This window comes from Candidatus Cloacimonadota bacterium (assembly GCA_016932035.1).
Taxonomy (GTDB): Bacteria; Cloacimonadota; Cloacimonadia; order JGIOTU-2; family JGIOTU-2; genus Celaenobacter.
On the sequence record JAFGDR010000062.1, the window covers coordinates 1 to 24895 of the forward strand.

27 protein-coding genes are annotated in these 24895 nt (G+C 39.5%); 8 read left to right on the top strand and 19 right to left on the bottom strand.

The annotated features are described in order from the left end of the window. A partial coding sequence (locus JW794_10100; protein ID MBN2018462.1) for a hypothetical protein occupies positions 1-258 on the bottom strand: 258 nt, incomplete at its 3' end. 427 nt (positions 259-685) lie between these two features. Here JW794_10100 and JW794_10105 point away from each other — a divergent pair. The 8 genes from JW794_10105 to JW794_10140 all read left to right on the top strand — a co-directional run bounded on the left by JW794_10105 (position 686) and on the right by JW794_10140 (position 7596). Next, positions 686-1063, top strand: coding sequence for a helix-turn-helix domain-containing protein (locus JW794_10105; GenBank protein MBN2018463.1), 378 nt, complete (start codon positions 686-688; stop codon positions 1061-1063). A gap of 344 nt (positions 1064-1407) precedes the next feature. Next, a complete protein-coding gene (gene ftsY, locus JW794_10110; protein MBN2018464.1) occupies positions 1408-2364 on the top strand; it encodes a signal recognition particle-docking protein FtsY in 957 nt (318 codons plus the stop codon). A 30-nt stretch (positions 2365-2394) separates the two neighbouring features. After that, positions 2395-3720 carry an electron transport complex subunit RsxC gene (rsxC, locus tag JW794_10115; GenBank protein MBN2018465.1) on the top strand — a complete coding sequence of 442 codons (1326 nt, stop codon included), beginning with the start codon at positions 2395-2397 and terminating at the stop codon, positions 3718-3720. 18 nt (positions 3721-3738) lie between these two features. Then, on the top strand, positions 3739-4818 hold the full coding sequence (locus JW794_10120; protein MBN2018466.1) for an RnfABCDGE type electron transport complex subunit D: 1080 nt from the start codon (positions 3739-3741) through the stop codon (positions 4816-4818). Between the two features lie 18 nt (positions 4819-4836). Continuing rightward, on the top strand, positions 4837-5367 hold the full coding sequence (locus JW794_10125) for an RnfABCDGE type electron transport complex subunit G (protein MBN2018467.1): 531 nt from the start codon (positions 4837-4839) through the stop codon (positions 5365-5367). Positions 5368-5379: 12 nt separating this feature from the next. Further along, entirely contained in the window at positions 5380-5988 is a 609-nt protein-coding gene (locus JW794_10130; protein ID MBN2018468.1) for an electron transport complex subunit E, read from the top strand. 9 nt (positions 5989-5997) lie between these two features. Next, a complete protein-coding gene (gene rsxA, locus JW794_10135; GenBank protein ID MBN2018469.1) occupies positions 5998-6600 on the top strand; it encodes an electron transport complex subunit RsxA in 603 nt (200 codons plus the stop codon). Positions 6601-6612: 12 nt separating this feature from the next. Continuing rightward, a complete protein-coding gene (locus JW794_10140) occupies positions 6613-7596 on the top strand; it encodes an RnfABCDGE type electron transport complex subunit B (GenBank protein ID MBN2018470.1) in 984 nt (327 codons plus the stop codon). A 223-nt stretch (positions 7597-7819) separates the two neighbouring features. Here JW794_10140 and phoU read toward each other — a convergent pair whose 3' ends face one another. The 18 genes from phoU to JW794_10230 form a co-directional block, all read right to left on the bottom strand. Further along, positions 7820-8485 carry a phosphate signaling complex protein PhoU gene (gene phoU, locus JW794_10145; protein MBN2018471.1) on the bottom strand — a complete coding sequence of 222 codons (666 nt, stop codon included), beginning with the start codon at positions 8483-8485 and terminating at the stop codon, positions 7820-7822. Positions 8486-8499: 14 nt separating this feature from the next. Continuing rightward, positions 8500-9258 (bottom strand): phosphate ABC transporter ATP-binding protein, encoded by a 759-nt coding sequence (gene pstB, locus JW794_10150; GenBank protein ID MBN2018472.1) that lies wholly within the window; start codon positions 9256-9258, stop codon positions 8500-8502. After that, complete coding sequence (gene pstA / locus JW794_10155) at positions 9252-10100, bottom strand: phosphate ABC transporter permease PstA (GenBank protein ID MBN2018473.1); 849 nt, start codon at positions 10098-10100, stop codon at positions 9252-9254. The genes pstB and pstA overlap by 7 nt, the downstream gene beginning before the upstream one ends. Next, positions 10097-10954, bottom strand: coding sequence for a phosphate ABC transporter permease subunit PstC (gene pstC / locus JW794_10160; protein MBN2018474.1), 858 nt, complete (start codon positions 10952-10954; stop codon positions 10097-10099). Before pstC ends, pstA begins: the two co-directional genes overlap by 4 nt. An 87-nt stretch (positions 10955-11041) precedes the next feature. Then, a complete protein-coding gene (locus JW794_10165) occupies positions 11042-11875 on the bottom strand; it encodes a phosphate ABC transporter substrate-binding protein (GenBank protein MBN2018475.1) in 834 nt (277 codons plus the stop codon). A 17-nt stretch (positions 11876-11892) separates the two neighbouring features. Continuing rightward, positions 11893-12903 carry a hypothetical protein gene (locus tag JW794_10170; protein ID MBN2018476.1) on the bottom strand — a complete coding sequence of 337 codons (1011 nt, stop codon included), beginning with the start codon at positions 12901-12903 and terminating at the stop codon, positions 11893-11895. Between the two features lie 102 nt (positions 12904-13005). Continuing rightward, positions 13006-13686, bottom strand: a complete 681-nt coding sequence (locus JW794_10175; protein ID MBN2018477.1) for a hypothetical protein — start codon at positions 13684-13686, stop codon at positions 13006-13008. Positions 13687-13921: 235 nt separating this feature from the next. Further along, entirely contained in the window at positions 13922-14209 is a 288-nt protein-coding gene (locus tag JW794_10180) for a methyltransferase domain-containing protein (GenBank protein MBN2018478.1), read from the bottom strand. A gap of 205 nt (positions 14210-14414) precedes the next feature. Further along, entirely contained in the window at positions 14415-16772 is a 2358-nt protein-coding gene (locus JW794_10185) for a glycosyltransferase (GenBank protein MBN2018479.1), read from the bottom strand. Between the two features lie 90 nt (positions 16773-16862). Further along, the gene (locus JW794_10190; protein ID MBN2018480.1) at positions 16863-17357 is read right to left on the bottom strand and encodes a sigma-70 family RNA polymerase sigma factor; all 495 of its coding nucleotides are present in this window, start codon (positions 17355-17357) and stop codon (positions 16863-16865) included. Further along, on the bottom strand, positions 17357-19105 hold the full coding sequence (locus tag JW794_10195; GenBank protein ID MBN2018481.1) for a HAMP domain-containing protein: 1749 nt from the start codon (positions 19103-19105) through the stop codon (positions 17357-17359). The genes JW794_10190 and JW794_10195 overlap by 1 nt, the downstream gene beginning before the upstream one ends. Position 19106: 1 nt before the next feature. After that, entirely contained in the window at positions 19107-19796 is a 690-nt protein-coding gene (locus JW794_10200; protein MBN2018482.1) for a response regulator transcription factor, read from the bottom strand. Next, positions 19789-20484, bottom strand: a complete 696-nt coding sequence (locus JW794_10205) for a hypothetical protein (protein MBN2018483.1) — start codon at positions 20482-20484, stop codon at positions 19789-19791. Before JW794_10205 ends, JW794_10200 begins: the two co-directional genes overlap by 8 nt. Positions 20485-20509: 25 nt before the next feature. Beyond that, on the bottom strand, positions 20510-21673 hold the full coding sequence (locus tag JW794_10210) for a Na/Pi symporter (GenBank protein MBN2018484.1): 1164 nt from the start codon (positions 21671-21673) through the stop codon (positions 20510-20512). Positions 21674-21682: 9 nt separating this feature from the next. Further along, the gene (gene hypE / locus JW794_10215; protein MBN2018485.1) at positions 21683-22687 is read right to left on the bottom strand and encodes a hydrogenase expression/formation protein HypE; all 1005 of its coding nucleotides are present in this window, start codon (positions 22685-22687) and stop codon (positions 21683-21685) included. Next, on the bottom strand, positions 22687-23772 hold the full coding sequence (hypD, locus tag JW794_10220) for a hydrogenase formation protein HypD (protein ID MBN2018486.1): 1086 nt from the start codon (positions 23770-23772) through the stop codon (positions 22687-22689). Before hypD ends, hypE begins: the two co-directional genes overlap by 1 nt. 3 nt (positions 23773-23775) lie before the next feature. Next, positions 23776-23997, bottom strand: coding sequence for a HypC/HybG/HupF family hydrogenase formation chaperone (locus tag JW794_10225; protein ID MBN2018487.1), 222 nt, complete (start codon positions 23995-23997; stop codon positions 23776-23778). After that, on the bottom strand, positions 23997-24895 hold an 899-nt coding region (locus tag JW794_10230), incomplete at its 5' end, for a carbamoyltransferase HypF (GenBank protein ID MBN2018488.1). The genes JW794_10230 and JW794_10225, both read right to left, overlap by 1 nt.

Here is a 24895-nt window from a genome sequence, read left to right on the forward strand (position 1 = left end):
TCCCTCCTGTTTCATTGCATATACATCGAGCAGATCATATTCTTTATCTGACCAGGTAATATATGCCTTGCCGTCAGATTTTATCACACAGTGGTCCACGCCCAAATAGTCGGAAGCTTCTTCTATTGCCTTATAATCCGGCTGTACCATTCTCGGGCACGTGACCGATCTGTATATCCACAAACAGCCAAGCACTGCTACAACAATTAAAACAAGCATCGCTATGATCATAAATATCTTATCGCTTTTTGATGTCATGTATCCTCCCGTTATATTGTTCTCGTAATCGTTGAACCATAAGTTCTGCCACTGGCTTCCTTCGGCAGAATATTCGACGCAGTAATTTTCTCATTGTTTTTTTCCTCCGCTTGTTTTTGGTATGTATAATTTTAAAAATATATTGTTTATCGATTTATAACATTGGGTGCAAAAAAAATGTTCCTTTATGTTTTTTGACCGCAGGCTGTTGTTTTTTCTCATTCTTTTTTGCGCATTATTAATACGACTTATGTCCTTTAATATCAGAGACATGAGCAGTATAGCCAATTCTTATGGTTTTTACGTTTTTTCATTTCACTTGACATCATATTACTCTTGTTTATTTATTGATTTAGGTGCAAGTGTTTAGTGAACACTAAATTTTGTCAAGTAGTTTTTTAATGTTTATTAAACATTTTGAAAAAATATGAATAGTTTTGGAAAAAGAATTAAAAGTATTCGTTTGTCTAAAGATATGTCTTTAAGGGATTTATCAAATAAATCTACAATACATTATGCTATATTAAGTCAATATGAAAATGATTTAGTTTTTCCTCAGGTAAAAAATTTAATTCAATTGTCAAATACACTAAAGGTCAACATTCATTGGTTAATAACTGGTGAGGGACCGCAGGAGCTTCCTGCTTTTATAAACCAAGATAATAAAAAAACGGAGCTTGCTGCATGTAAAAAGGAGCGAAACGAGTTACGGGACGAAATAAATACATTAAAAAAACAGCATTATGATGATCTTCGTTATATAAATGAGTTGCAGCGTGAGTTGCTTCAATACAAAAAGTCATAATATTGATAAATTTCTCATTCTTTTTTTCACAATAGCTTCGGTCGTTTTTCTCATTCTTTTTTTCACAAACACCTAAATTACAGTATTTTTCTTGCAACACACAAAATGTCCCGAGGTTCGTTACAGGTTTATTAATACTACATTTGCGAGTTTTTTCACTTTTCTCATTCTTTTTTGCGGGGGTTATGTACCAGGCTTTTTCCCAAAATATCAAAGACGATGAATATTATAGTGCCACTTGTAATATACCGTCAAAACTCTCAACGAACGGAAAAACTCAATAACGCAATTCGTTAGAACTGTCGATAGTTTAATGAAGAAAAACTTGATTCATTCTCATCTATATAAAATTTCATGCAAAATTTTCGGAGTTTTTATTGTCCCTTATTAGTAATTTAAAGAAGAAGTTAGCAAAAACTCATAACTCATTTGTTAAAAGAATCGCAGAAATTGTTCACTTGAGCGGACGCGTCGATGAGGAACTTATTGAAGATATAGAAGACATCCTCATCCAGGCTGATCTCGGAGTGTCAATCACTCAAAAGATAATATCAAAACTTGAAGAACAAATCCGAGTACATAAATTAACAAAGCCAGATCAAATTTTCTCTGCCCTTGAACACATCATAATCACAATCTTACAGGATGAATATAAAGACGTTACATCAATCGATTATAATACAAATATTAGTCCATATGTCCTCCTTTTTGTCGGAGTGAATGGGGTTGGCAAAACAACCTCTATTGCAAAATGTGCTTTGAGATTTAAAAAAAACGGGAAAAAAGTTCTTCTTGTTGCCGGCGATACATTTAGAGCAGCAGCAATAGAACAGCTTGAGTTGTGGGCAAAGAGAGTTGGTGTTTCCATCATAGGGCAGGAATACGGTTCTGATCCTTCTTCTGTTATCTATAATGCTATGCAATCTGCAAAAGCTCAGTCTTATGATGTTGTACTGATCGATACTGCCGGTAGACTTCATACGAAGATCAACCTTATGCGAGAGCTGGAAAAGATAAAACGAACCATCCAAAAACATGTTCCCGACGCACCGCACCAGGTTCTTCTTGTGATCGATGCGACAACAGGGCAAAATGGTGTTCAGCAGGCAAAGAAATTCCTCGAATCTATACCGATCGACGGTATCATTCTTACGAAACTTGACGGCACTGCAAAGGGTGGTGTAGCTCTTGGCATCATGGACAGTCTTCAGATCCCAATCAAGGCAATCGGCATCGGTGAGCAAATGGACGATCTGAAAGATTTCAATGCAACAGAATTCGTGAAAGCGATCTTTGAATAATCATGATTATAAATTTTCAAAGGATTAAGTATGTGCGCTAAAACCTTTAAGGGCGGTATTCATCCGCATGATTATAAGCATTTTTCAAATCATAAAAAAATTGAGAAATTCCCTGCTCCAAAAAAACTCTATATCCCGCTGATTCAACATATTGGCAGACCAGCAGTTCCGATCGTAAAGGTTGGAGATGAGATTAAAAAAGGACAGAAGATTGCAGATGCAAGCGGGTTTGTATCAATTCCTATGCACAGCCCAGTTTCCGGTAAAATTACAAAGATTGGACCGTATCCTCATCCAACGGGCACGATCCAGCATGCCATAGAAATTGAAAATGATGGAAAAAATGAATGGATTTCAAAACTTCAGGACGATGAACAATTCATGTCGCTGAGTCCGGAAAAGATGAAGGAACGGATTCAAAACGCAGGCATCTGCGGCATGGGTGGTGCCGGATTTCCAACCCACGTTAAACTTTCTCCTCCTGAGAACCGCCCAATCGATATAGTTATTCTTAACGGCGTTGAATGCGAACCATATCTCACTTCCGACCATCGTCTTATGCTTGAGAATCCGGAAGAGATTATTGCCGGTCTACGTATTATTATGAAAATACTTGGTGCGAAACGCGGTTATATTGGTATCGAGCTCAATAAAAAAGATGCGATCACGGTTTTTAAACAAATGCTCCGTGATGAAAAAAATATGAGTGTAGTCCCATGCATGCTGCGGTATCCCCAGGGAGCAGAAAAACAACTCATCTATGCAGCTACAAAAAGAAAGGTACCGGCAGGTGGACTTCCAATGGATGTCGGTGCTGTTGTTCAAAATGTAGGAACTGCTTTTGCCATCTATGAAGCACTTCGCTATCATAAACCTCTCATTGAAAGGATTACGACAATGAGCGGTTCAATCGTCAATGAACCTAAAAATCTCAAGGTGCCGGTTGGTACTCCTCTTTCTCAACTTCTTGAATTTTGCGGAGGAACAACTGAAGATATCGGAAAGATTATATCCGGTGGTCCGATGATGGGATTTGCACTTCCAAACTCCGATGCTCCTGCCACAAAGACCACCTCAGGTTTTGTATTTATGAGTCCAGCTGAAGTAGTGGACACAACCGAAGCTCCATGCCTTCGCTGTGGACGATGTGTTGATGCCTGTCCTATGAATCTGATACCGACATTTATAGCTGAAAATGTTAAAAATGCTCAATACGATGCTGCCATGAAACTGGGAGTTCTTGACTGTATTGAATGTGGCTCATGCGGATATGTCTGCCCCTCTCATATTCAACTTGTTCAGTGGATCAAGATCGGTAAGATCGAAGTTAATAAACTTAAACTCAAAGATAAATAGTGTTCGGAGGTTTTTAACGTGAATCTCGTGAATGTTTCTTCTTCTCCGCATCTTCATGAACATGTTAATGTTCGTAAAGTAATGTGGACTGTTGTCATTGCTCTTCTTCCTGCCCTGATTGCTGCATACATCTTCTTTGGATGGCGTTCCATCTGGATAACCATCCTCGGTGTTGCTGCAGCAGTTGGAACGGAAGCTCTCGTTCAATTTTTAACGAAAAGACCAATCACCGTCTCTGATGGAAGTGCTGTTGTCACTGGAATGTTCCTTGCCTTCAACCTTCCTCCGTTAACTGCATGGTGGATCCCTGTTGTTGGTTCTGTTTTTGCAATTACTATCGGGAAGCAGATATTCGGTGGCTTGGGATATAATCCGGTCAATCCTGCACTTCTTGGGCGTGCATTCCTCATGGCATCCTGGCCTGTGCAGATGACAACCGGATGGGCAACCAAACTTGCGAATGCCGGTGTCTCAACTATATCGGGACTTAAACAGACCTTGATTACAGGCGGCGATGCACAGCTTCAGAACCTTATCACTTCTGCCACTCCTCTCAATGTTGCTCAACAAATACGCGGTGATATCATAGCAGGAACAGCCGGAGATTCAGCAAGAACCATCTTCCACCAGCTTTCATCCCTTGATTACATAAAGGAACTTTTCTGGGGAAATATCGGCGGTTGCATTGGTGAAGTTTCAGCAGCAGCGCTTATACTCGGCGCAGCAATACTCGTATATAAGCACTATATTGAGTGGCGAATTCCCATCAGCTATATTGGCACAGTAGCGTTCCTCAGCTGGATGGTCGGAGGTATCGACGGTCTCTTCTCCGGTCCGATCCTTTTCCACATCTTTTCCGGCGGCCTGATACTTGGCGCATTCTTTATGGCAACCGATATGGTGACTTCTCCCGTAACAAAAAAAGGGCGGCTGATCTTTGGACTCGGCTGCGGTATTCTCACCGTTGTTATCAGAACATGGGGTGGATACCCTGAAGGCGTATCGTATTCAATACTCATTATGAATGTTGCCACTCCTCTCATCGACAGATTAACCCCACAAAAGCCCTTTGGTTTCCGAAAAAAATCCAAAAAGTGACATAAATTTGAGGATACTATGATAGATTTTATTCGTCCTACATTGGTTCTGCTGATCATTTGTGTGGTTGCTGGAGCAATTCTCTCACTGATCTACATGCAGACAGCTCCTCTCATTGCTGAAAATAAACTCAAGGCAGAAGAAGAAGCTCGCAGACTGGTGCTTCCTGATGCAAAATATTTCAATCCTGTTTCTGATAGCAGCACCATACTCTATTACGAAGGATATTCTTCAGACAGCACTCTTGCCGGTTATGTCTTTTCGTGCGTGCAATACGGTTACAGTAGTGATGTAAAAACAATCGTTGGATTAACTCCCGATCTCATGATACAAGCAATAACGGTGGTTTCGCAATCAGAAACTCCTGGTCTTGGAGCTAACTGTACAAAGCCCGATTTCACTGCTCAGTTCTCAAGCAAAAATCCTGCTGATATCTACGTTGATAAAGATGGTGGTGACATCCAATCCCTTACCGGTGCCACAATCACAACTCGCGCTGTTACCAATGCAATCCGTGACGCATTCCTCAAACTCAAAGATAGATTATAGAGGAGATCGCATATGAAAGCAATTCAAGAGTTTACAAAAGGCATAATAAAAGAAAATCCCGTTTTTGTTATGGCGCTTGGTTTATGTCCCACGCTTGCTGTCAGCACCTCTGTACAGAATGCAATCGGTATGGGGGCAGCTGCCACATTTGTTCTCCTCTGTTCGAACATCATCATTTCTCTTATTAAGAATTTTATTCCAAGCAAGGTCAGGATCCCTTGTTTTATTCTTGTTATCGCTTCCTTTGTGACGATCGTTGATATGGTTATGGAAGCATATGTGCCACCTCTTCATAAAAGTCTTGGTATTTTCATTCCTCTTATAGTTGTGAATTGTATTATTCTTGGAAGGGCTGAAGCATTTGCAAGTAAGAATGGTGTTTTCAAATCCATGCTCGACGGATTCGGTATGGGGCTCAGTTTCATGCTCGCTATTATAGTTATTGCATCCATTAGAGAAATACTTGGCACAGGTGCAATCTTCAATGCTAAAATACTTCCTGCTTCATACAAGCCCATGATCGTAGCAATCCTTCCTCCCGGTGCTTTTGTCACAATCGGGCTTTTAATGGGTTTACTAAATATTTTGAAAAATAAAAAGAAATCTCAGGCACATTCGTAAGGAGCACTCATGGATTTCTCAACACTTTTTATCATAATTATCGGTTCTATTTTTATAAACAACTTCGTGATAGCTCGATTTCTCGGACTCTGCCCCTATATCGGTGTTTCCAAGAAAATGGACTCTGCATTCGGTATGGGCATGGCAGTTATCTTTGTCATGACGATGGCATCAACCATTACATGGCTCATTTACACATTCCTGCTGAATGCGGACACGAGCATCTTTGGTGTTGACCTGACCTTCCTTCGCACAATTGCCTTTATCTTGAGCATTGCAGTACTAGTTCAATTTGTTGAAATGGTTATCAAAAAAACTGCTCCAGAACTCTATAAAGCACTTGGCATATATCTTCCCCTCATCACAACAAATTGTGCTGTTCTTGGTGTCTCTTTGCTTAATATCAATGAAAATTATAATTTTATAGAGTCTATCGTGAATGGTGCATCTGCGGGTGTTGGTTTCACGCTTGTTTTGGTGTTGATGGCAGGTATCCGTGAGCGGCTCGAATATAGCAACGTTCCCAAATCGATGAAAGGCATGCCGATCTCATTTATTGTTGCAGGTTGTATGGCTCTTGCCTTTCTCGGATTTTCCGGAATGAAATTTTAAGAAGGAGCACGCATGTTACTGGTTTCTATTATTGTTTTAGGTGTTCTTGGAATACTATTTGGAATAGCACTCTCATACGCATCAAAAGTTTTTCATGTGGAGGTTGATCCTAAGATTGAGCAAATAGAAGAAATTTTACCACAAGCCAATTGCGGTGCCTGCGGTTATCCTGGATGTTCGGGCTATGCAGAAGCTATTGTTGTCTCAGGAGCTGATCCGACATTATGTGCTCCAGGCGGTGACGAGGTTGCTGGTAAGATTGCCCAGATCCTGGGGACAAAAGCCGGCAAGAAAGAAAGAAATATCGCTGTTATCCATTGCCAGAGCGGTGGGCTTAATAATACTAACTATACATTTGAAGATAAGGGTATCTCTACCTGTAAAGCTGCAGTATTGCTTGCAGGTGGTCATAATGCATGCAGTTTCGGATGTCTTGGGTTCAACGATTGCTATCGCGCATGCCAGTTCGATGCAATTACAATCGATGAAAACAACATGCGTATCATTGATGAGGATAAATGCACAGGATGTGGAAAGTGCGTCGAAGCCTGTCCAAGAGATCTTATCGAACTTGTGCCGATCAGTAAGAAAGTTCATATTCTTTGTATGTCCCACGATAAGGGTAAAGATGCAAAAGCCAAATGCGGGAACAAAACTGCCTGTATCGGTTGTGGGCTCTGTGCAAAAAAATGTCCAGTTGATGCAATTACTATTGAAAATAATCTTGCCACGATCGATTATAATACATGTGTTTCATGCGGACAATGTGCCACCGTATGCCCCACAAAAGCAATTGAAGATAGATTGCCGTCAAGGCCACAACCGGTCATCATTGAGGAAAAGTGCATCGGATGTACGATTTGTGCGAAGAAATGCCCCGTAAGAGCGATAACGGGTAAACTCAAAGAAACACATAAGATAGACGAAGAGAAATGTATTCAGTGCGGTGTCTGTATCACTGTGTGCCCCAAGAAGGCAATCGAAGCAAAAGGATAAATAATTCCCTTAATAGATTTTTCTCGCCACTAAGTTTTACTTGGTGGCTTTTTTTTATTCATCATCTCAATTCTTGTCACAAAGTTTAACTTTGTGAAGAGTATCTTTCATTTCAAGTAAACTCAAAGCGGACGATCTCTCGACCATCCGCTTTTACGTAATTGTAAGAAGGAGTAGGAGTACTATGATATTTTTTATATCACACTCACAATTACAATGGACTTTATGGATTAAATGTTTTTAAATCTTCCATTTCACCATGAACAAGATACACAATTCGTTCACAGATATTTGCAACACGATCCGCAATTCGTTCAAGATCATGTGCGATCCAGAGAAAATATGTCCCAACCTTGAAGCGTTTAGGTTTTTCTTTTTCATAGGATACGATCTCGTCGAAAATCTTAACGTAATAATTATCTACAACATCATCGTGCTTGAAAATCTTTAAAGCTTCTTGGATATCTCTATCTATTAAAGCTTGTATACTCCTTTTTATCATGCGGAGTACTTCCTGGGCCATGTCGAATACTGTCTGAAGCGTTTTCATCGGAGGTTCAGATTCTAGGAGTAACATTACTTTTGCTATACCTTGTGCATGATCTCCCATACGTTCAAAATCCGTAATGATATTAAGGATGGCGATAATTTCTCTGAGGTCTGTTGCAACTGGCTGCTGTGTCGCAATGAGGAGTATGCATTTTTCTTCTACTTTCCAGCGTTTCTTATTGATGTCTATATCTCGTGAAATGACATCATATGCCAGTTCCGAATTATGTCTCATGAGCGCATTGATTGCATTATTCAGCGCTTCCCAGACCATTTCGCCGATATTTATTGCACCCTGTTCAATCTCCTTTAATCCTTCGATATATTGTTCTCTAACCATGTTTACCTCTTCTATTAACCAAATTTCCCGCTGATGTAGCATTCAGTTAACTGGTCTTGTGGATTCATAAATACTTGCTCTGTTTCTCCATACTCGATCAGTTTACCAACGTAGAAAAATGCTGTATAATCTGAAACTCGAGCTGCCTGCTGCATGTTGTGTGTAACAAGTATAATTGTATATTTTTCTTTTAGCTTTTCCATAAGCTCTTCGATCTTCAGTGTTCCTGCAGGATCAAGTGCTGATGCCGGTTCATCCATCAATACGATTTCCGGTTCCACTGCAATTGCTCGAGCCGTACAAAGCCGCTGTTGCTGACCGCCTGAAAGTGACATTGCAGAATCATGAAGGCGATCATTTACCTCATCCCAAAGAGCAGTGTCTTTTAGGCTTTGTTCTACGATCTCAGGTATTCTGCTCTTCTTGACTTGATTTATTTTCAAACCATATGCAATATTATCATAAATTGATTTTGGAAATGGATTCGGTCGTTGAAAAACCATACCAACCTTTTTCCTCAGTGCTGTAATATCGGTTTTTGGTTTGTATATATCTTCATCATCAATGAAGATTGAACCTTCTATTCTTGTGGTAAGGATCAGGTCATTCATCCTGTTCAGGCATCGAAGAAATGTTGATTTACCGCATCCTGAAGGACCCATTATTGCAGTGATCGATTTTTTTCTAATCTCTATATTAACGTCTATGAGGACGTGCTTTTTCCCAAACCACAGGTTAAGATTCTCTGTTTGAACGATCACGTCATTTACCATGTTTTTGCCTTTCTCGCTCTATATCTAATGATAATCGCAATTAAATTTATTCCAAGAACCAGAAGCAACAAGACCAGTGCTGTTCCATAGGCAATCGGCACCTGGTACTGCGGTTTTGTCCCTTCGGTCATAAGTGCATAAATGTGATAGGGAAGCGCCATTACTTCATCAAAAACTGTTGAAGGCAATCTTCTAGTGTAGAAGGTTGCGGCAGTAAAGAGGATCGGAGCCGTTTCTCCGGCAGCTCTCCCTATACCGAGTATCGCTCCTGTCAAAATCCCAGGCATAGCAACAGGAAGTACTACATGTCGAACAGTATGCCATTTTGATGCGCCAAGACCATATGATGCTTCTCTGAAACTTTCGGGAACTGTTGCAATTGCTTCTTCTGTCGATCTGATGATAATCGGCAGAATCAATATTCCAAGTGTAAGAGCACCTGAAATAAGCGATACTCCAAACTGGAAGAATTTCACAAAAACAGCTAATCCAAAAAGTCCAAATACAACCGATGGTACACCAGCGAGGTTATTGACGCCTACTCTTATTATCCTTACCACTCTGTAACTTTTTGCATATTCGCGCAGATAGATCGCTGCGAGCACACCGAGTGGTAGTGCAAATAGGATCGCTCCAACTGCAAGCAGGAACGTTCCCATGATCGCAGGAAAGATACCTCCTTTAGTCATTCCATCTTTAGGAAATTCTGTAAGAAACGGTATTGATATGACTCCTGCTCCTTTTACAATGATCACGATGATAAGGGAAAATAAGAAGATCACAGCAAGGAGTATGGATAGTCTGAGAAGCAGAAATCCAAATCGTTGTTTAAATTTTCTCATACTTTCCTCCTATGGGAGATCCAGTCTGCGAGAATATTGAATCCAAGGGTCATAAAGAAAAGAACTAATGCGATGGCAAAGAGTGCTTGATAATGCATACTCCCCATTGGTGCTTCGCCCATTTCTGCTGCAATCGTGGCGGTCATCGTTCTGATCGGATCGAAGATAGAGTGTGGAATTTGAGCTGCTCCCCCAGCAACCATGAGCACGGTCATGGTTTCACCAATAGCGCGACCAAGACCAAGAATAATGCTAGCGATAATACCTGAAGATGCAGCTGGAACAACCGATCTGGTGATCGTTTCCCACTTTGTTGCTCCAAGAGCAAATGATGCTTCCCTGAGTGATTTAGGAACAGACGAGATCGCATCCTCTGCTATACTTGCCACAGTAGGAAGTGCCATCATACCTAAAATTATCGAAGCAGTAAATGCATTCAATCCTATCGGAACGTTAAAAACTTTTTGAACAAGCGGTGCTAAAAAGACCATCCCAAATAATCCATAAATAACTGATGGCACACTTGCAAGTAGTTCGACTGTGGGTTTCAAAATTTCCTTGATCTTATGAGAGGCGACTTCTGATATGTAGATAGCCGTACCAACTCCAAGGGGAACTGCAATGATAAGTGTGCCAAGTGTTACGACAAGTGTACCGACAATGAGTGGCAATATCCCAAGCTCGGGCGGGTATCGAGTCGGGTACCAGTGTGTGCCGAACAAAAACTTGAAAATATTAAGCTCTTTAAATATCGACAGACTTTCTGTGAAGAGAGTGAGGGTGATACCACAGAGGAAGAATATTGAGACAAACGCACAGGCGAGTAATATCAATTTGATTATTTTTTCTTTCATCCTACTTCTTTCTACAATTTAAAAACTCTGCTTTAAAGGGCGAGCTCTTAACTCGCCCTTTTGGGAGAACAGCATCTCTTACGCTAATTATCTAAGAGGCACAAAACCTAAATCTTCTACAATGCTCTGACCTTCTGCAGACCAGATGAAATCAAGATATTGTTTAGCAAGACCTTTAGGATTGCCATTTGTATACATATAAAGCGGACGGGCGAGTTTGTATGAGCCTGCATTAACTGTGGCATTACTGGGCATTACACCGCCGACCTTGAGAGCTTTTACTGCATCGGAAAGATATCCGAGACCAACATAACCAATTGAGCTGGGTGTTTGGCTTACGGTCTGTGCAACAGCATTATTTGATGCAAGAACAACCGCATCTTCGCGAACTTTACCACCACCAAGAGCAAGTGCGTTGAACACTTCATAGGTTCCGGATGAATTATCGCGCGAGATCACAACGATAGGACCCGGCACTCCGCCAAGATCTTTCCAGTTGCTTATCTCTCCTGTATAAATTGCTTCGATTTGAGGAATCGTTATTTCGCTGATACCATTACTTGGATGTACGACAACTGCGATACCATCTTTTGCAACAACATTACCAACTGGGTTGATTCCTTTTTCTCTGGCAGCTTTTAGTTCTTTTGTCTTAATAGAACGGGATGCATCTGCGATCTGTACTGTTCCATCGAGAAGTGCTGCGATGCCAACACTTGAACCACCACCACGAACTGAAATGTTTGCATCAGAATGCTTGTCCATATAAACTTCAGCACATTTCTGAGCTATGGGAAGTACGGTTGTAGAACCTGTTATTGTAAGCGTGCCTTCATCTTTTTTTGCCCAGGGCCATTTGAAGGCAAATGCCGAGCTGCTGATGAAAACAAACAACATTAAGAGTACAAGTATTTTTTTCATTGTTTTCTCCTTATAAATTAAAATTTAGGGGTTTTAAAGGTCCAGTTCAACTGTGCATATATCTTCTTGGTATCTTCAGATTTACTGCTTTCATATGAAATATTCTCATAGTTGAGCTGAAGGATGACATTGCTAGCACAATAATAGTTCAATCCGGCAATCCACATATTCTTCTTGTCATTATCCTGATCTGTGTTCGGATCCCACTGGTCATAACGGAACACTAACTCGAAGTTGGGGAAAAGTTTGAGGATCGGCATAACCATGAAACCGGCACTCTTTGTCTCACAACTCGTTTTTGATTCTTCGGTGTAGTTTTTCATGAGGTATTCTGCCCATATATCAATTGGACCAAATACGAAGCGACCAACACCAGCATAAGCTGTCATTTTGTCGTAAGGTTCGGATGTTCCGACTTTATTTGCAATGATTGCAGATCCACCAACAGTAATTCCCGGTAACGGTGTTACGCGAACATTACCTGTGAATGCTGGATACTTGTTAACATCACTTCCAGTTTTCTTATAACCTTCACCGTTGTACAAAGCTAATGCATATTCACCAAGTCCACCAGGGATCAAACCCGAAATGCCAAGACCATAGTCTGTGGATGAACAAACCTTGTAAAGGTCAGATGGATCTTTTTCTACGGTGATATAACTCCAATCATAGATCGTACCAAAATATTTTTTCATTAAACCTGCTGTGAATACAGCATCTGGAATTGGAATAAGTTTTTTGAAGTCGAGATATGCATACTTGATCTTTAGACCAGCACCATCAAGACCATCTTCATCTGAGAAGAAATCAACGTTGAAGCGACCAAAGATAGCGCTACTAAAATTGTGATTCAAGCGCAGATAACCACGTGCAAGTGAGAATTGATCTTCTGTAACCTCGTCACCAGATTTCACGTAGGTGTAACGATTCCATACTGTCATTTGGATTTGTGTGTCTGATGCAAAAAGCATGTTTGCACCAATAACTAACATTAACACAAAAGCGACTAAATATTTAACTTTAGCCATATTAACTCCTTTCATTTCTAAAGTGCCTCTTGGGCTATTTTTTTATATGAATATTCTACGATTGAAGCATTAATAATTTATAAACGTTTTGTTAATTTTGTGTTAAGATGAAATATAAGTATTCTGTTTATTATTTTTGCTGAAAAGTCGCATAAGAAGTATCCCAATCGTTACCAAGATCATTCCAAGAATAGTAAAAACTGTTATTTGGAAACCCCTCAATGCAACCGCTTGTATCAAAATAGGAAATATAACATAAATGCAGTTTTGAATAGAAACAAGGACCGTTGCCCGTGCATGCTTCGAAAATGCATATTGTGTCATAAAGAAAGCTCCAGTTGTGAAGAAAAAGCTGACGACAAAAAAGATAGTGCCAGTGGGCGTATGCGGTAGAAAGCTTGAAGAACCACCCAAGGATTGTCCGATGTATTTATATATGGGATCCAGGCTTGCGCATCCTCCGGTTATAATACCGAAAGCAATACCAACCTGAATCGGCGATTTTCGATCAAATACAAACAACAGCATTCCTACAGTAACGATAAAAAATATCAAAGTAATATATACAATCACCATCTCATTTATAACTATTAAGTCAGCGTTTTTTCTAAAGATTCCCTCGATTCCGAGAATAAGTGTACCTATCACGATCAATGCTGAACCAAGATATTCGTTTCTATCGAGATCCTCCTTTAGTATTTTTGAAGAATATAACAACAAAGCAATAAGTCCGAGTCCATACATCGATGTGTAGTAGGATGCAGGGGCGAATCGATTCGACAAAATGATCCAGACGCCAATCGTATTGTTGAGAAAAACACCGATACTATATATAAGTGTTTTCTTTTTCAGGTACAGAATACCAGAGCTTGTTTTTTGATATTTTCTGAGAAATGTGTTTGAGTATTTCTATCCCCTGTTGCTGCATTCCTTTTGAAATATGGAATAATACTGTTCCAATCACACCAAATAACATTGCTATGAGTTTATTATACATGGATGTGATGAGTGTTTGAACTTACGCTTTTATCCGCTGCCCGAATGTTCTTTGAATAAAATCAGCGAGGGGTAGTTTTATATGTAATGGAAGGGTGGAATGCTCTTTCTTTAAGGTAATAAAAATCCATTTGTGCTCAAAAATATTAAATGCAGCAGAAAGATCCCACAAAGGCGGTACGACAACCTTAACTTCTTTGCCAACACGAACTAATTCCTGATAAAATTTTCCCGGATCATCCACGTGTTCGATCGTGTGGGAACATAAAACCTTTTCAAAATGTTTATCTCTAAAAGGAAGATTATAGATATCCTAAACCATGTGAAAATTTGGGACAGAAGTATGTTTTACAATATCGGCATTCACCCCACCACCGTCTGTCTTTCCGCAGCAAATATTAAGATCCCAAACCCGGCTCTCCAAAACTCGTCTTTTCATAAAACGATAGCTAACAATGTTGCTAAGAAACATATAGCCAACAAGAAAGAGTATACAATAAATGCTGACCATGTGGCTAAGATACAAAGCTTTCTATGAGTTTATTCCATCCCCCTCTTTTTTTCGAAAGATCAACTGCGCGTTTAGACATCTGCCTGACCTTTTCTGGCTCGTTGTCACATAGCTTCATAAAATCAAGCATTCTTCTTCTCCAATAGTCCACGGTTACTTCTCTCAGTATATAACCCGATTCACCATCTTTAATCACTTCCTGAGGGCCGCCCTCATTTGAAACAAAAGCGATAAGACCACATGCTTGAGCTTCAACAACTACCATGCCAAAAGTGTCAGTTTTGCTTGGAAATACAAAAAGATCTGCTGCTGAATAGTAATTTGGAAGGATTTCTCTATCCTTTTTCCCCGTAAAAATGATATGATCATTGTGAGAAAAATCCTTTTTAAATATGTCAATATCAGGCCCGGATCCAACGACGAAAAAGTAAGTATCGGGATTCTCTTTATGAAGTTCATCAAAAGCATTAAGTGCAACCTCAAGACTTTTATCAAACGAAACTCTCCCAGTATAGAGAAAATAAAATCCTTCTTCAATATTATATGTTTTCTGAAGCCATTCGCGTCCTTTTATCTGAGGATAGAAGACTGATGTATCCACTCCGCGTGCAAAATGTTTCATTTTAGTTCGATCAAATCCCTGCGATTCAAGCATATCCATGTATGCATAGGTAGGTACCCTAATCTCATCAACGAGCTGATAAAACCAGTTCACAAAGCTTCGCACCGTTGCACTAAGTGAAGTATCCACATTCATCTCCTCTATCTGCTTTGCAAAGTCTGTGTGGTATATGCCAATGCATTTGACATTCAGCAACCTTGCTGCAAGAAGCCCCAGTAGACCTATCGATGCAGGTGTGGAAATAATTATGAGATCCGGATTGAATTTGCTGATCTTTTCCATTGATTTTAGTATTGAAGGAATGTTTATTTTTAAATACTCATAATAGGGTAAATTGAATGTATGTATGCTCGGGATATTAATAAAATTCTTCCAATATTTTTCTTCTTTGACGCTGCCCACGAGATATACATTCCGCTTGGATTTTGTGGCATTTTCCCGAATCCTGTTTACTGTTACAGATACCCCGTTCAGATCTTCGATCGTATCACTGAACCAAAGAATGTTTTTCTCTTTTTTAGATGATTCCAGATTGAAATTATTCCTCAATTTTAGAATCAAATCACGGTTTGCAAACATATGGCGCAACGAGCTGAAAAAGGGAAGCATAAGAAAAATGCCTGAAATCGATGATGTGAAGTTTTGAATAAGTTTGAATACATCACCCTGCATCAAGTGCTTCTCAATCGAAGCAAACAGAAGTTTCAGAAACTCATCACTGATCGTTGCTATTTTCCTATATGCCACCGATATTTTTTCATCAAGTGATTTATCTTTCTCCTTTTGTAAGGTTTCGACAAGATCGTTGAAGGCGGATTTCAACTCTGCATCTTTCCCGTTTTTATCAACTGTAGAATATGCTTTCATCTTCAGTCTATTCTTCCAATTAAGAGATTTATTTGTAAAAACAAGGTTATTGATCTGGCTGAGGAGTGACTGCGAAAAGCTGCTGCTCTTCGATCTTGAATAATCATAGGCGACCTTATACACCATAAATACAAACGACTTATAATCGTTATGCCGCCCTACAGGTTGTGTGTTTTTATGCTTTAACTGTTGAAGAAATTCTTGAGTTGTAGATGCATCTCCTTCCGTATAAGTCTCTCCCAAAAAGAGACCGGAATGATCATCAGATCCGGCAGTCAAACCCTTTATCCAGGGTGTTTCACTCATCGGTTCAATATTGTGTTTTTCATACATCTGCTCGATATGTTGTTCTTTAAGATTTTCGAGAACATTCATCCAAGTCAGATTGTGCATCTCGTTCCTGCCGCCATTAATCCCTTCGAATATGTCGAACATTAATAGCAACTTTTCCAAATGTTCGTATTTCAACTTCCCATTTACAGAAAAGGTAGCATGTGCAATAGAATAAGCAAGGTCTTCTTCTTTTATATAATCTCGCAAATCATATATGTTTGTTCGGATCCTTTGAATTTCTACAAACTGCTTCTCATTGAGTCCGTAAAGAAGCACATGAACTTTAAACTCATCTTCAGGAAAATATGCTGTCGCTTCATCCCCAATAATTATCTCACCAGGATATTTTTGCTGCAAGAGCAATGCACCCTCAATGTTATTATGATCTGTAATTGTAACAAAATCCATCCCTTTATTCTTCATATTCTCGTAAATGAAATCTGGTTCTGTATAAGATTCACCAGCACCGAGTCGTTGCAAGAACCATTCTGAGGGGTGTTCAGAATAGATAGAATGGACGTGTAGATCTACTTTCGCCATACACGATGTCCTTTGATTATTTTTTTGATTGTACTCTTAATTTATTAAAAGACTATAATTGTTTTGTTAATTTTCTATGAAGGTCTACGTTTAGGTTAACTCAATTCCCAGCTTCCTCAAACGTCTCAATCCCTTCTCTTTGAGTTGACGAACTCTTTCTCGTGGGATACCGAGTTTCTCTCCTATCTCTCCAAGATCATAAGAACCATTTCCATCTAAGCCATACAAAAGAATAAGGACTTTCTTCTCCTTGTCGGGAAACGATGTAGGGAAGTTAATTCTCTCATAATTCTCTATCTCTTCAGTATTCTCTCTTTTGTGGTAGGATATTTCATCATTGTATTGAGCCGCATCCAAAGATGCATCATACTCTTTTCCGACTGCCTCGAGTATTCTTTTCTTAATCCAATATGTTGCATAAGTACTGAATTTCGCATCCTTCTCTGGATCATATCTTTGCCACGCTTCCCATAATCCTATTGTGCCTTCCTGGATAAGATCCTCAAAAGGAATTGTCGAGTGTATATATTTTGAAGCGATACTTTTTACCAATGCTAGATGTTTATCTATTTCTTTCTTATCCATTATGCATTATATGGGAGAATAATAATAAACTTAGTTCCCTCACCAACCTTACTTTCAACATATATCTCTCCGTTGTGCGCAAGTACAATATGTTTAACGATTGAAAGCCCAAGACCTGTACCACCAAGCTGTCGAGAACGGGATTTATCTACAACATAGAAACGCTCGAATATACGGGGTAAGCTATATTCCGGAATTCCTATGCCGTTATCCTCGATCTCAATAATAACCTGATTATCTTCTAAGGATACATCAATCATAATCTTGCCTTTTTTTTCTGTATAGGTTACAGCGTTATCCAAAAGATTTATCATGAGTTGCTCGATAAGGAAAGGATCTGCTTGAAATTTCTTTATTGAACTATCATAATCAAAGGTGATATGAATGTTTTTCTCATCGATCTTTTTTTGCTCAATTAACAGTGAATTTTCAATAAGTTTTTCAAGATCAAATTTCTTATAATTGATAATATCGTGTTTGTTCTCAAGATTGGAAAGGACAAGAAGGTCGGACACGATATTGATGAGCCGGTCTGTATTCGAACGTATGATTTTTATAAATCTTTTATGAGCCGAATCAATCTCTTCCTCCAGTGTTTCAGCAAAGCCCTTGATTGCCGTAAGTGGTGTTTTAAGCTCATGTGCAACATTTGCCACAAAATCTGTTTTCATCTCTTCAAGTCGCTTTAGTTCAGTTATATCATGCATAACAACGATGATACGTTTTTCAGGAATGCCGAGGATAATAGAAGCACTGGTTAAATATATCTTTCCTTTAATCTCAATTTCCTTTGTAGCGGAATTATTTGTGTCTAACACATTTGTTAAAAGATTTCCAAACTCCTCTTGTCTTATATATTCCCAATACCTTTTACCCACCAATTTGTTCAGTTCACAATGTATTATTTCTGAAAAAATTTTATTTGCTGTTACAATAATTCCGTCTGGATTTAGAACAATTAGTGCTTCGACCATGGAAGAAAGAATCGTTTTTAGTTCTTCCTGCTCCTGGTTCAGTGATGTAATATACATCTCAAGCTCTCGCGCCATCTCGTTGAGTGATTCTGCTAATCTTCCGAGCTCATCTCTCCGTCTTGTATAAAGACGCGCTTTAAAATCTCCCTCTTTGATGCGTTGAGCGACCTGAGCAATATCCCGAACGGGTTTAGTATAGGCTTGTGTAATAAGTATTGATAAGATTAGTGCCAGAACTGTTATTACGATGGATATGTTCAGAATATCTTTTGTGATAACATGTATGCTTCTCTGGATATTTTCGAGGAATGAGCTTGTTCGTACAACACCGATCACTTTATCGTTCTGAACAATTGGAACAGCAACATAGAGCATGTCTTTCTTCAATGTTTCACTGAACCGGACACTTTTACCAATCCCGCTTCTTAATGCACCGATCACCTCCGGACGATTGCTGTGATTTTCCATGTTTTGCACATCCTCTTCCGAGTCACCAAGCACTGTTCCATCACTTCGTATGACCGTACATCTGATGCCGAGCTCATTGCCAAGATCGTGTGTTGTCGATTTGATATGCTGGTAATCATTCTCCAATACAAAGGATGTTATGAACTTTTGAATGAGCTGGGCATAGTTTTCCAATGTCAGTTCAAGATTCTGAAGATAGTTGTTCTTAATTTCCCTGGAGGCAAAATGGACGATCAGTCCTGCAGTGAGCACAATAATGATAAAAAAGGTGAGAAAAAGTTTCCACATGAATGAAAGATTTTTCATACTATTTTTCAAGCTTGTAGCCAACACCTCGAACAGATTTTATTCGATCTCCAACCGTACCCAGCTTCTTTCTTATTTTCTGAATATGTACATCTATTGTTCTGTCAAGTACGACCTTATCTTCACCCCAGAGCATATCAAGGAGTTTATTTCTCGAATACACCCATCCGGGATGAGACATAATAATGGAAAGTAACTTGAATTCGGTTGTTGTAAACTCGATCACTTCATTTTTAAACCGCGCTTCATACGTATCGAGATCAAGCACAAGATCTTCATATTTGATGAGATTTTGATGGTCAGCTTTCTGTTTGTCTCCACTTCTTCTCAGAACAGCTTTAACTCGTGCTACAAGTTCTCTCGGGCTGAAGGGCTTTACTACATAATCATCCGCTCCCATCTCAAGCCCAACGATCTTATCAATTTCTGTTCCCTTTGCTGTCAGCATGATGATCGGTATATTTTTAAGACTATCATTTGCCCGTATCTTTCTACAAATCTCAAGCCCATCGATAGAGGGAAGCATCAAGTCCAGAATTACCAGATCTGGAATTGTATGTCTTAGATATTCAAGGAATGACTCCCCGTCATAAAATGCATCAGTATGGTATTTTTCCTTTTCCAGGTGGTATTGGATGAGTTCAACGATATCAGGCTCGTCATCCACAACTGCGATCGTTTTTTTACTCATATTCTGACTTCTTCTCGTATTTTTGGGTTACTGACTCCGGCATAAATCGAACTTTTTCGAAAGGTTGAACAAGTGCCGTTGCAATATTAAGAAGATGGGCAGCAATCCTCTTCAAATAGCGAATGTAAAGAGCAGCAATGACTGCAGTCTGTACATCTAATCCCAGATCTTCAGTGATGAGTTTATGAAGTATCACCTCACATCGCCCTGTAAGTTTTTTATTTACAACAGATTCAGCTGATGCTTTATCAGACTTTTCAAATGATCGGGTAACAACATCAAAAAGGTGCTCAATGTCCAATTCTATTGCAGACAAATCATCATCGAGAACTCCTGCATTAAGCTCAATATTTGCTATTCTTGCGAGCTCAAGAATGTTCATCGTATAATCGCCGACCCGTTCTATATCGATCACAATGCCTATAAGATTTATTGCAACTGGAGAATCCGCTGTTCCGGAAGCCGCAAGGTGTATCAACACTTTTTTGCGAACAATACGTTCGGTCTTATCTACCTTTCTCTCTTCATAATAGATATCAACATCAGGATGAGGAATGTCTCTGCCGCGAAGTCTTGCGCTTGCATTATCAAACATATTGTTTGCTCGGTCCAACATATCACATGCATCCTGGTGTGCTTCTTTATACAAATTGCTTTTTTTCAGGAGTTTAATTAATTCTTTTATCATGAGTACCTCGGATATATATCCATTTTTATTTTGTTATTAAAAGAAAAAATATTGGTAAAATAAAAAAGATCAAAGCAATTAAGAGAATTGGATAGAGTTTGCTTTTCATTGTTAGATTTGAAGCAGCGAGAGCGATTTTGATTGGAATCATTCTGATCGGCTTCAGGGGTAGAATTATTAACATGCCAAGAAAATTAAAGGTGAAGTGGGAAATGGCAACAACAAGTGCTGCAGGTGAGCATGTTGCCATAGCTGCCAACAGTGTTGTTACAGTCGTACCGATATTTGCCCCAACGGTATAAGGGAAAACCTGGTAGATATTGACGATACCGGCACCAGCCAGCGGAATCATGATAGACGTTGTTATCGAACTACTCTGCACAATTGCTGTTAAAATAATACCAAGGAGCAATGCGAGCACACCATTTCTGAAAATAAAATCAGAGAAAAATTGTTCTACTTTACCGATAACGAGCTGACGAATTACTTTTACCATAAATCGCAGGGCTATAAAAAGTAAGAATAACGCTATAACAAGGATAAAAATTTGAGAAAGGGTCGGCGAAAATATCTCTTGAATAAATCCAGGAGATCCATCACCCGGATACTTTGAATTGTATAAAAAATTTACGATCGGTTTTGTGATCATCCCGATCGGACTCTTGAATTCCGCTCCTCTAATGTTTGCGTGGAGGATGAAAGAACCCAGTTTTAGTGATATCTTTTCGATTAGTCCAAAATAAATTTCCAAAGGCAGGAGGACAGCAACTGCGATAATATTAAAGATATCATGTACGATAGCACAGCTATACGCTCGCTTGAATTCATCAGTTCGTGAGATATGCCCAAGCGAAACAAGTGTATTCGTGATCGTCGTCCCAATATTCGCTCCCATAATAATTGGGATCGCAATCCTTATCGAATCTGCGCCAAGAATATTGCTTGCTACAAGCCCAACGACAATCGAGGTTGTTGTCGACGAGCTCTGCACGATGCTTGTTGTGAGAATACCTATCAATAAACCCATGATTGGATTGCTCACACTTGTAATAAGATTTGTTGATAGTTGATGAAAACTTTTGAAGCCAGCTCCCATCATGACGATACTTAGAAAGAAGATGTATATCAGGAATATGAGAAGAAGTATCTTAAATAGTCTTGTAATGGTTGATGTCGACTGATCTGGCATATTGCAACGTTAACAGATTCTGGGGGTTTGTTCTCGGGAGAGTAAAGGGAGTATCCTTCTTGCTCCAATGAAGGTCTTTAAATATAATTTCGGTGCGTCTGTTTTCTGCAAGATTTGACCAATACACTGAGCATTTTTTCCAAGCGTTTTTGATCGCATAATCTTTAAGACTCTTTCTCCCTGATCTTCCGGGCATATGATGACAGCTCTGCCTTCGCATGCCATATACAGCGGATCTATACCAAGTGCATCACATACTCCTGTCACACTTTTTTTAATAGGAAGGGCTTCTTCGTTGATTTCAATATCTACCTGTGATGAAAATGCAATCTCATTTAGAATCGAAGCGAGACCTCCTCTTGTGGGATCTCGCAATGCATGGATGATGACATCATCATCAAGAAGCGCTTTAATCAGCGATGCGACATTTGCACAATCTGATCTCAGCTCGGAATCAAATCCATTCCTATATGCCATGATCGCAGCACCATGGTCGCCAATATCACCAGTAACAATCACTGCATCATCCGGCTGGGCATTCTTCGATGAGATAACTTGATCTGTTTGAATGATACCATAACCGGCAGTGTTAATAAATATCTTATCTATCTTACCTTTGCTTACGATCTTAGTGTCTCCTGCTATTATTGAAACACCTGCCTTCATCGTTTGTTGTTTTATCGAAATTAATATTTTTTTTAGATCATCAAATTGGAATCCTTCTTCAATCATTAACGAGAGGGTTATATACTTTGGTACAGCTCCTACCATTGCAAGATCATTTGTTGTGCCACAGATTGCTAATTTTCCAATATTGCCGCCGGGAAAAAAGATGGGATCGATCGTATAGCTGTCTGTAGTGATAGCAATTCTTGCTGAGTCTGCATCAAAACTTCCACTGTCTTCTCCATGATTAACAACAACATCTTCTAGTGTCTTGTATATCAGTTCCAGAAATTCCTGACTCAGCTTGCCACCACTCCCATGAGAAAGGAGTATTGTCTTCTTATCCATCATTCTCCATATTTATAATATGCCGCACAAGCACCTTCAAAAGAAACCATGCATGGTCCCACTGGATTTTCCGGTGTGCATATATTTCTGAACAACGTGCATTCAAGGGGTGACCTTTTGCCGGAAATAATATCACCGCAAATACACGCAGTTTGAAGTTCCACTTCATCAACTTGAATATCAAACTTTTGTGCTGCATCAAATTGCTCAAAATCTTCTTTCAGCTGTAAACCGCTTCGAGGTATCATACCAAATCCCCGCCATGAAACATCAGATTCCTGGAAAACTGATGAGATCAAAACCTGTGCTGCCTTGTTACCTTCTGCTTTTACCATTCTGATATAACGATTATCAACTTTTGATGATCTCGATCTGATCTGTTCGACAAGAGATTCAACGCCAAGACCAAGATCAACCGACTCAAATCCCGCTATAGTGCAGGGAATATGATATTCTTCAGGAATAAACTCATACGGTTCTGAACCGATGATCACGCTGACATGTCCGGGAAGGATAAAACCATCAATTTGACCGGTAAGGTGCGAGAGAAGGTATCTTAGAACATTGGGCATGGTTTTTACCAAGCAAAGAATGCTGAGGTTTTTAAGTTTTTGGGCATATGCATCAAGCACTAAACTCGCGATCACGGGAATTGTTGTTTCGAATCCAACCGCAATAAATATTACTTCTTTATTCGTATTTCGTGCGATCTTAAGTGCATCGAGTGGACTGTAGACGACATCAACCGTTGCCCCTTTTGCAATTTTTTTTTCAAGACTTGAATGAGATCCCGGCACTTTTATCAAATCGCCGAACGTCACAATATGATGTCCCTGCTGAGCAAGAAATATTATTTTATCGATATCTTGAGCAGATGTTACACATACCGGACATCCAGGTCCGGACAAGAATTTTATCGAGTCCTTGAAATACTGCCTGAAACCATATTTTAGGATTGATACTGTGTGAGTTCCGCATACTTCCATAAATTTCAATGGCCGATGTATAATATTGACTTCAATAGACGTTTGGATCTTATGCAGAAGCGGTTTAAGGTCGGGATGATTTCTGAATGTATTGGTCATGCCTCACTCTTCAGCTTCGCACAATTCAGTTAACAATTCCAATGTTTCTTTCGCATCCTCCTGGCTTACCCTCTGAATAGCAAAACCTGCATGAACAAGTACATACTCATCGATTTCCACATCTTCGATAATGCGTATATCAATCTCTTTCTTCATACCGAAGACATCAGCAATCGCCTTATTTCCATCTTTTGAAATAATTCTATATGGTACAGCTAAACACATTATTGCCTGCTTTTCAGTAAATAAGCATAAACCTGACCGAGTGCAATTCCTGCATCGTTAGGGGGAACTTTTTCATTCCAGAATAAACGAAAGTCACGTCCAGCAAACACTCGTTTTATCATGTTCACAAGCACGACATTCTGGAATACACCACCGGATAATGCCACTGCATCGATGCCTGTTTCTTGCTTCATTTTTTTACACAAATCGTAAACCAGGCTAGCAATTGTAAAGTGAAATTTTGATGAAATGTACTCCTTCGGTTTTTTCTGACGAATATCGTAAATAATACCCATAATAAGTTCTCCAAGCTCTATATGTGAAAGCTGCTTGTCGAATGTATAATTATAGGACTCTGACAAATCCTCGACGGCAAGAGCTTCCAGCTTCATCGGCGCTTCACCTTCGTAAGTATTATAGTGACAGACATCAATCAGGCTTGCAACAGCATCAAAAAATCTGCCCATACTCGAGGTTTGGAGTTTAACCGTGTTATTGAAAAGCTGCAGAAGGATCATATCTTTTTGAGGAAATCTCTCTTCAGTAAAGAAGTCATCAACAAAATCATTACAATGCAGATATGCATAGATAAGACCCATTCTCCAGGGTTCCTTTGCTGCACGAGCTCCTGAAACCATTGGAACATAGTCCAGATGTGCAAATCGCTCACATTCATTCTTCTGCACGACGAAAAACTCTCCACCCCAGATATTGCCATCATCCCCATAACCGGTACCGTCAAAGGAGACACCGATCACATCAGTGAGATTATTCTCAGCCATAACACTATAAATATGTGCTTTATGATGTTGAACGAAATGAAAGGGTAAATCGTTATTGAGTGCATACTCTTTTGCAAACTGTGTTGAAAAATAATTTGGATGGGAATCTGCAACAA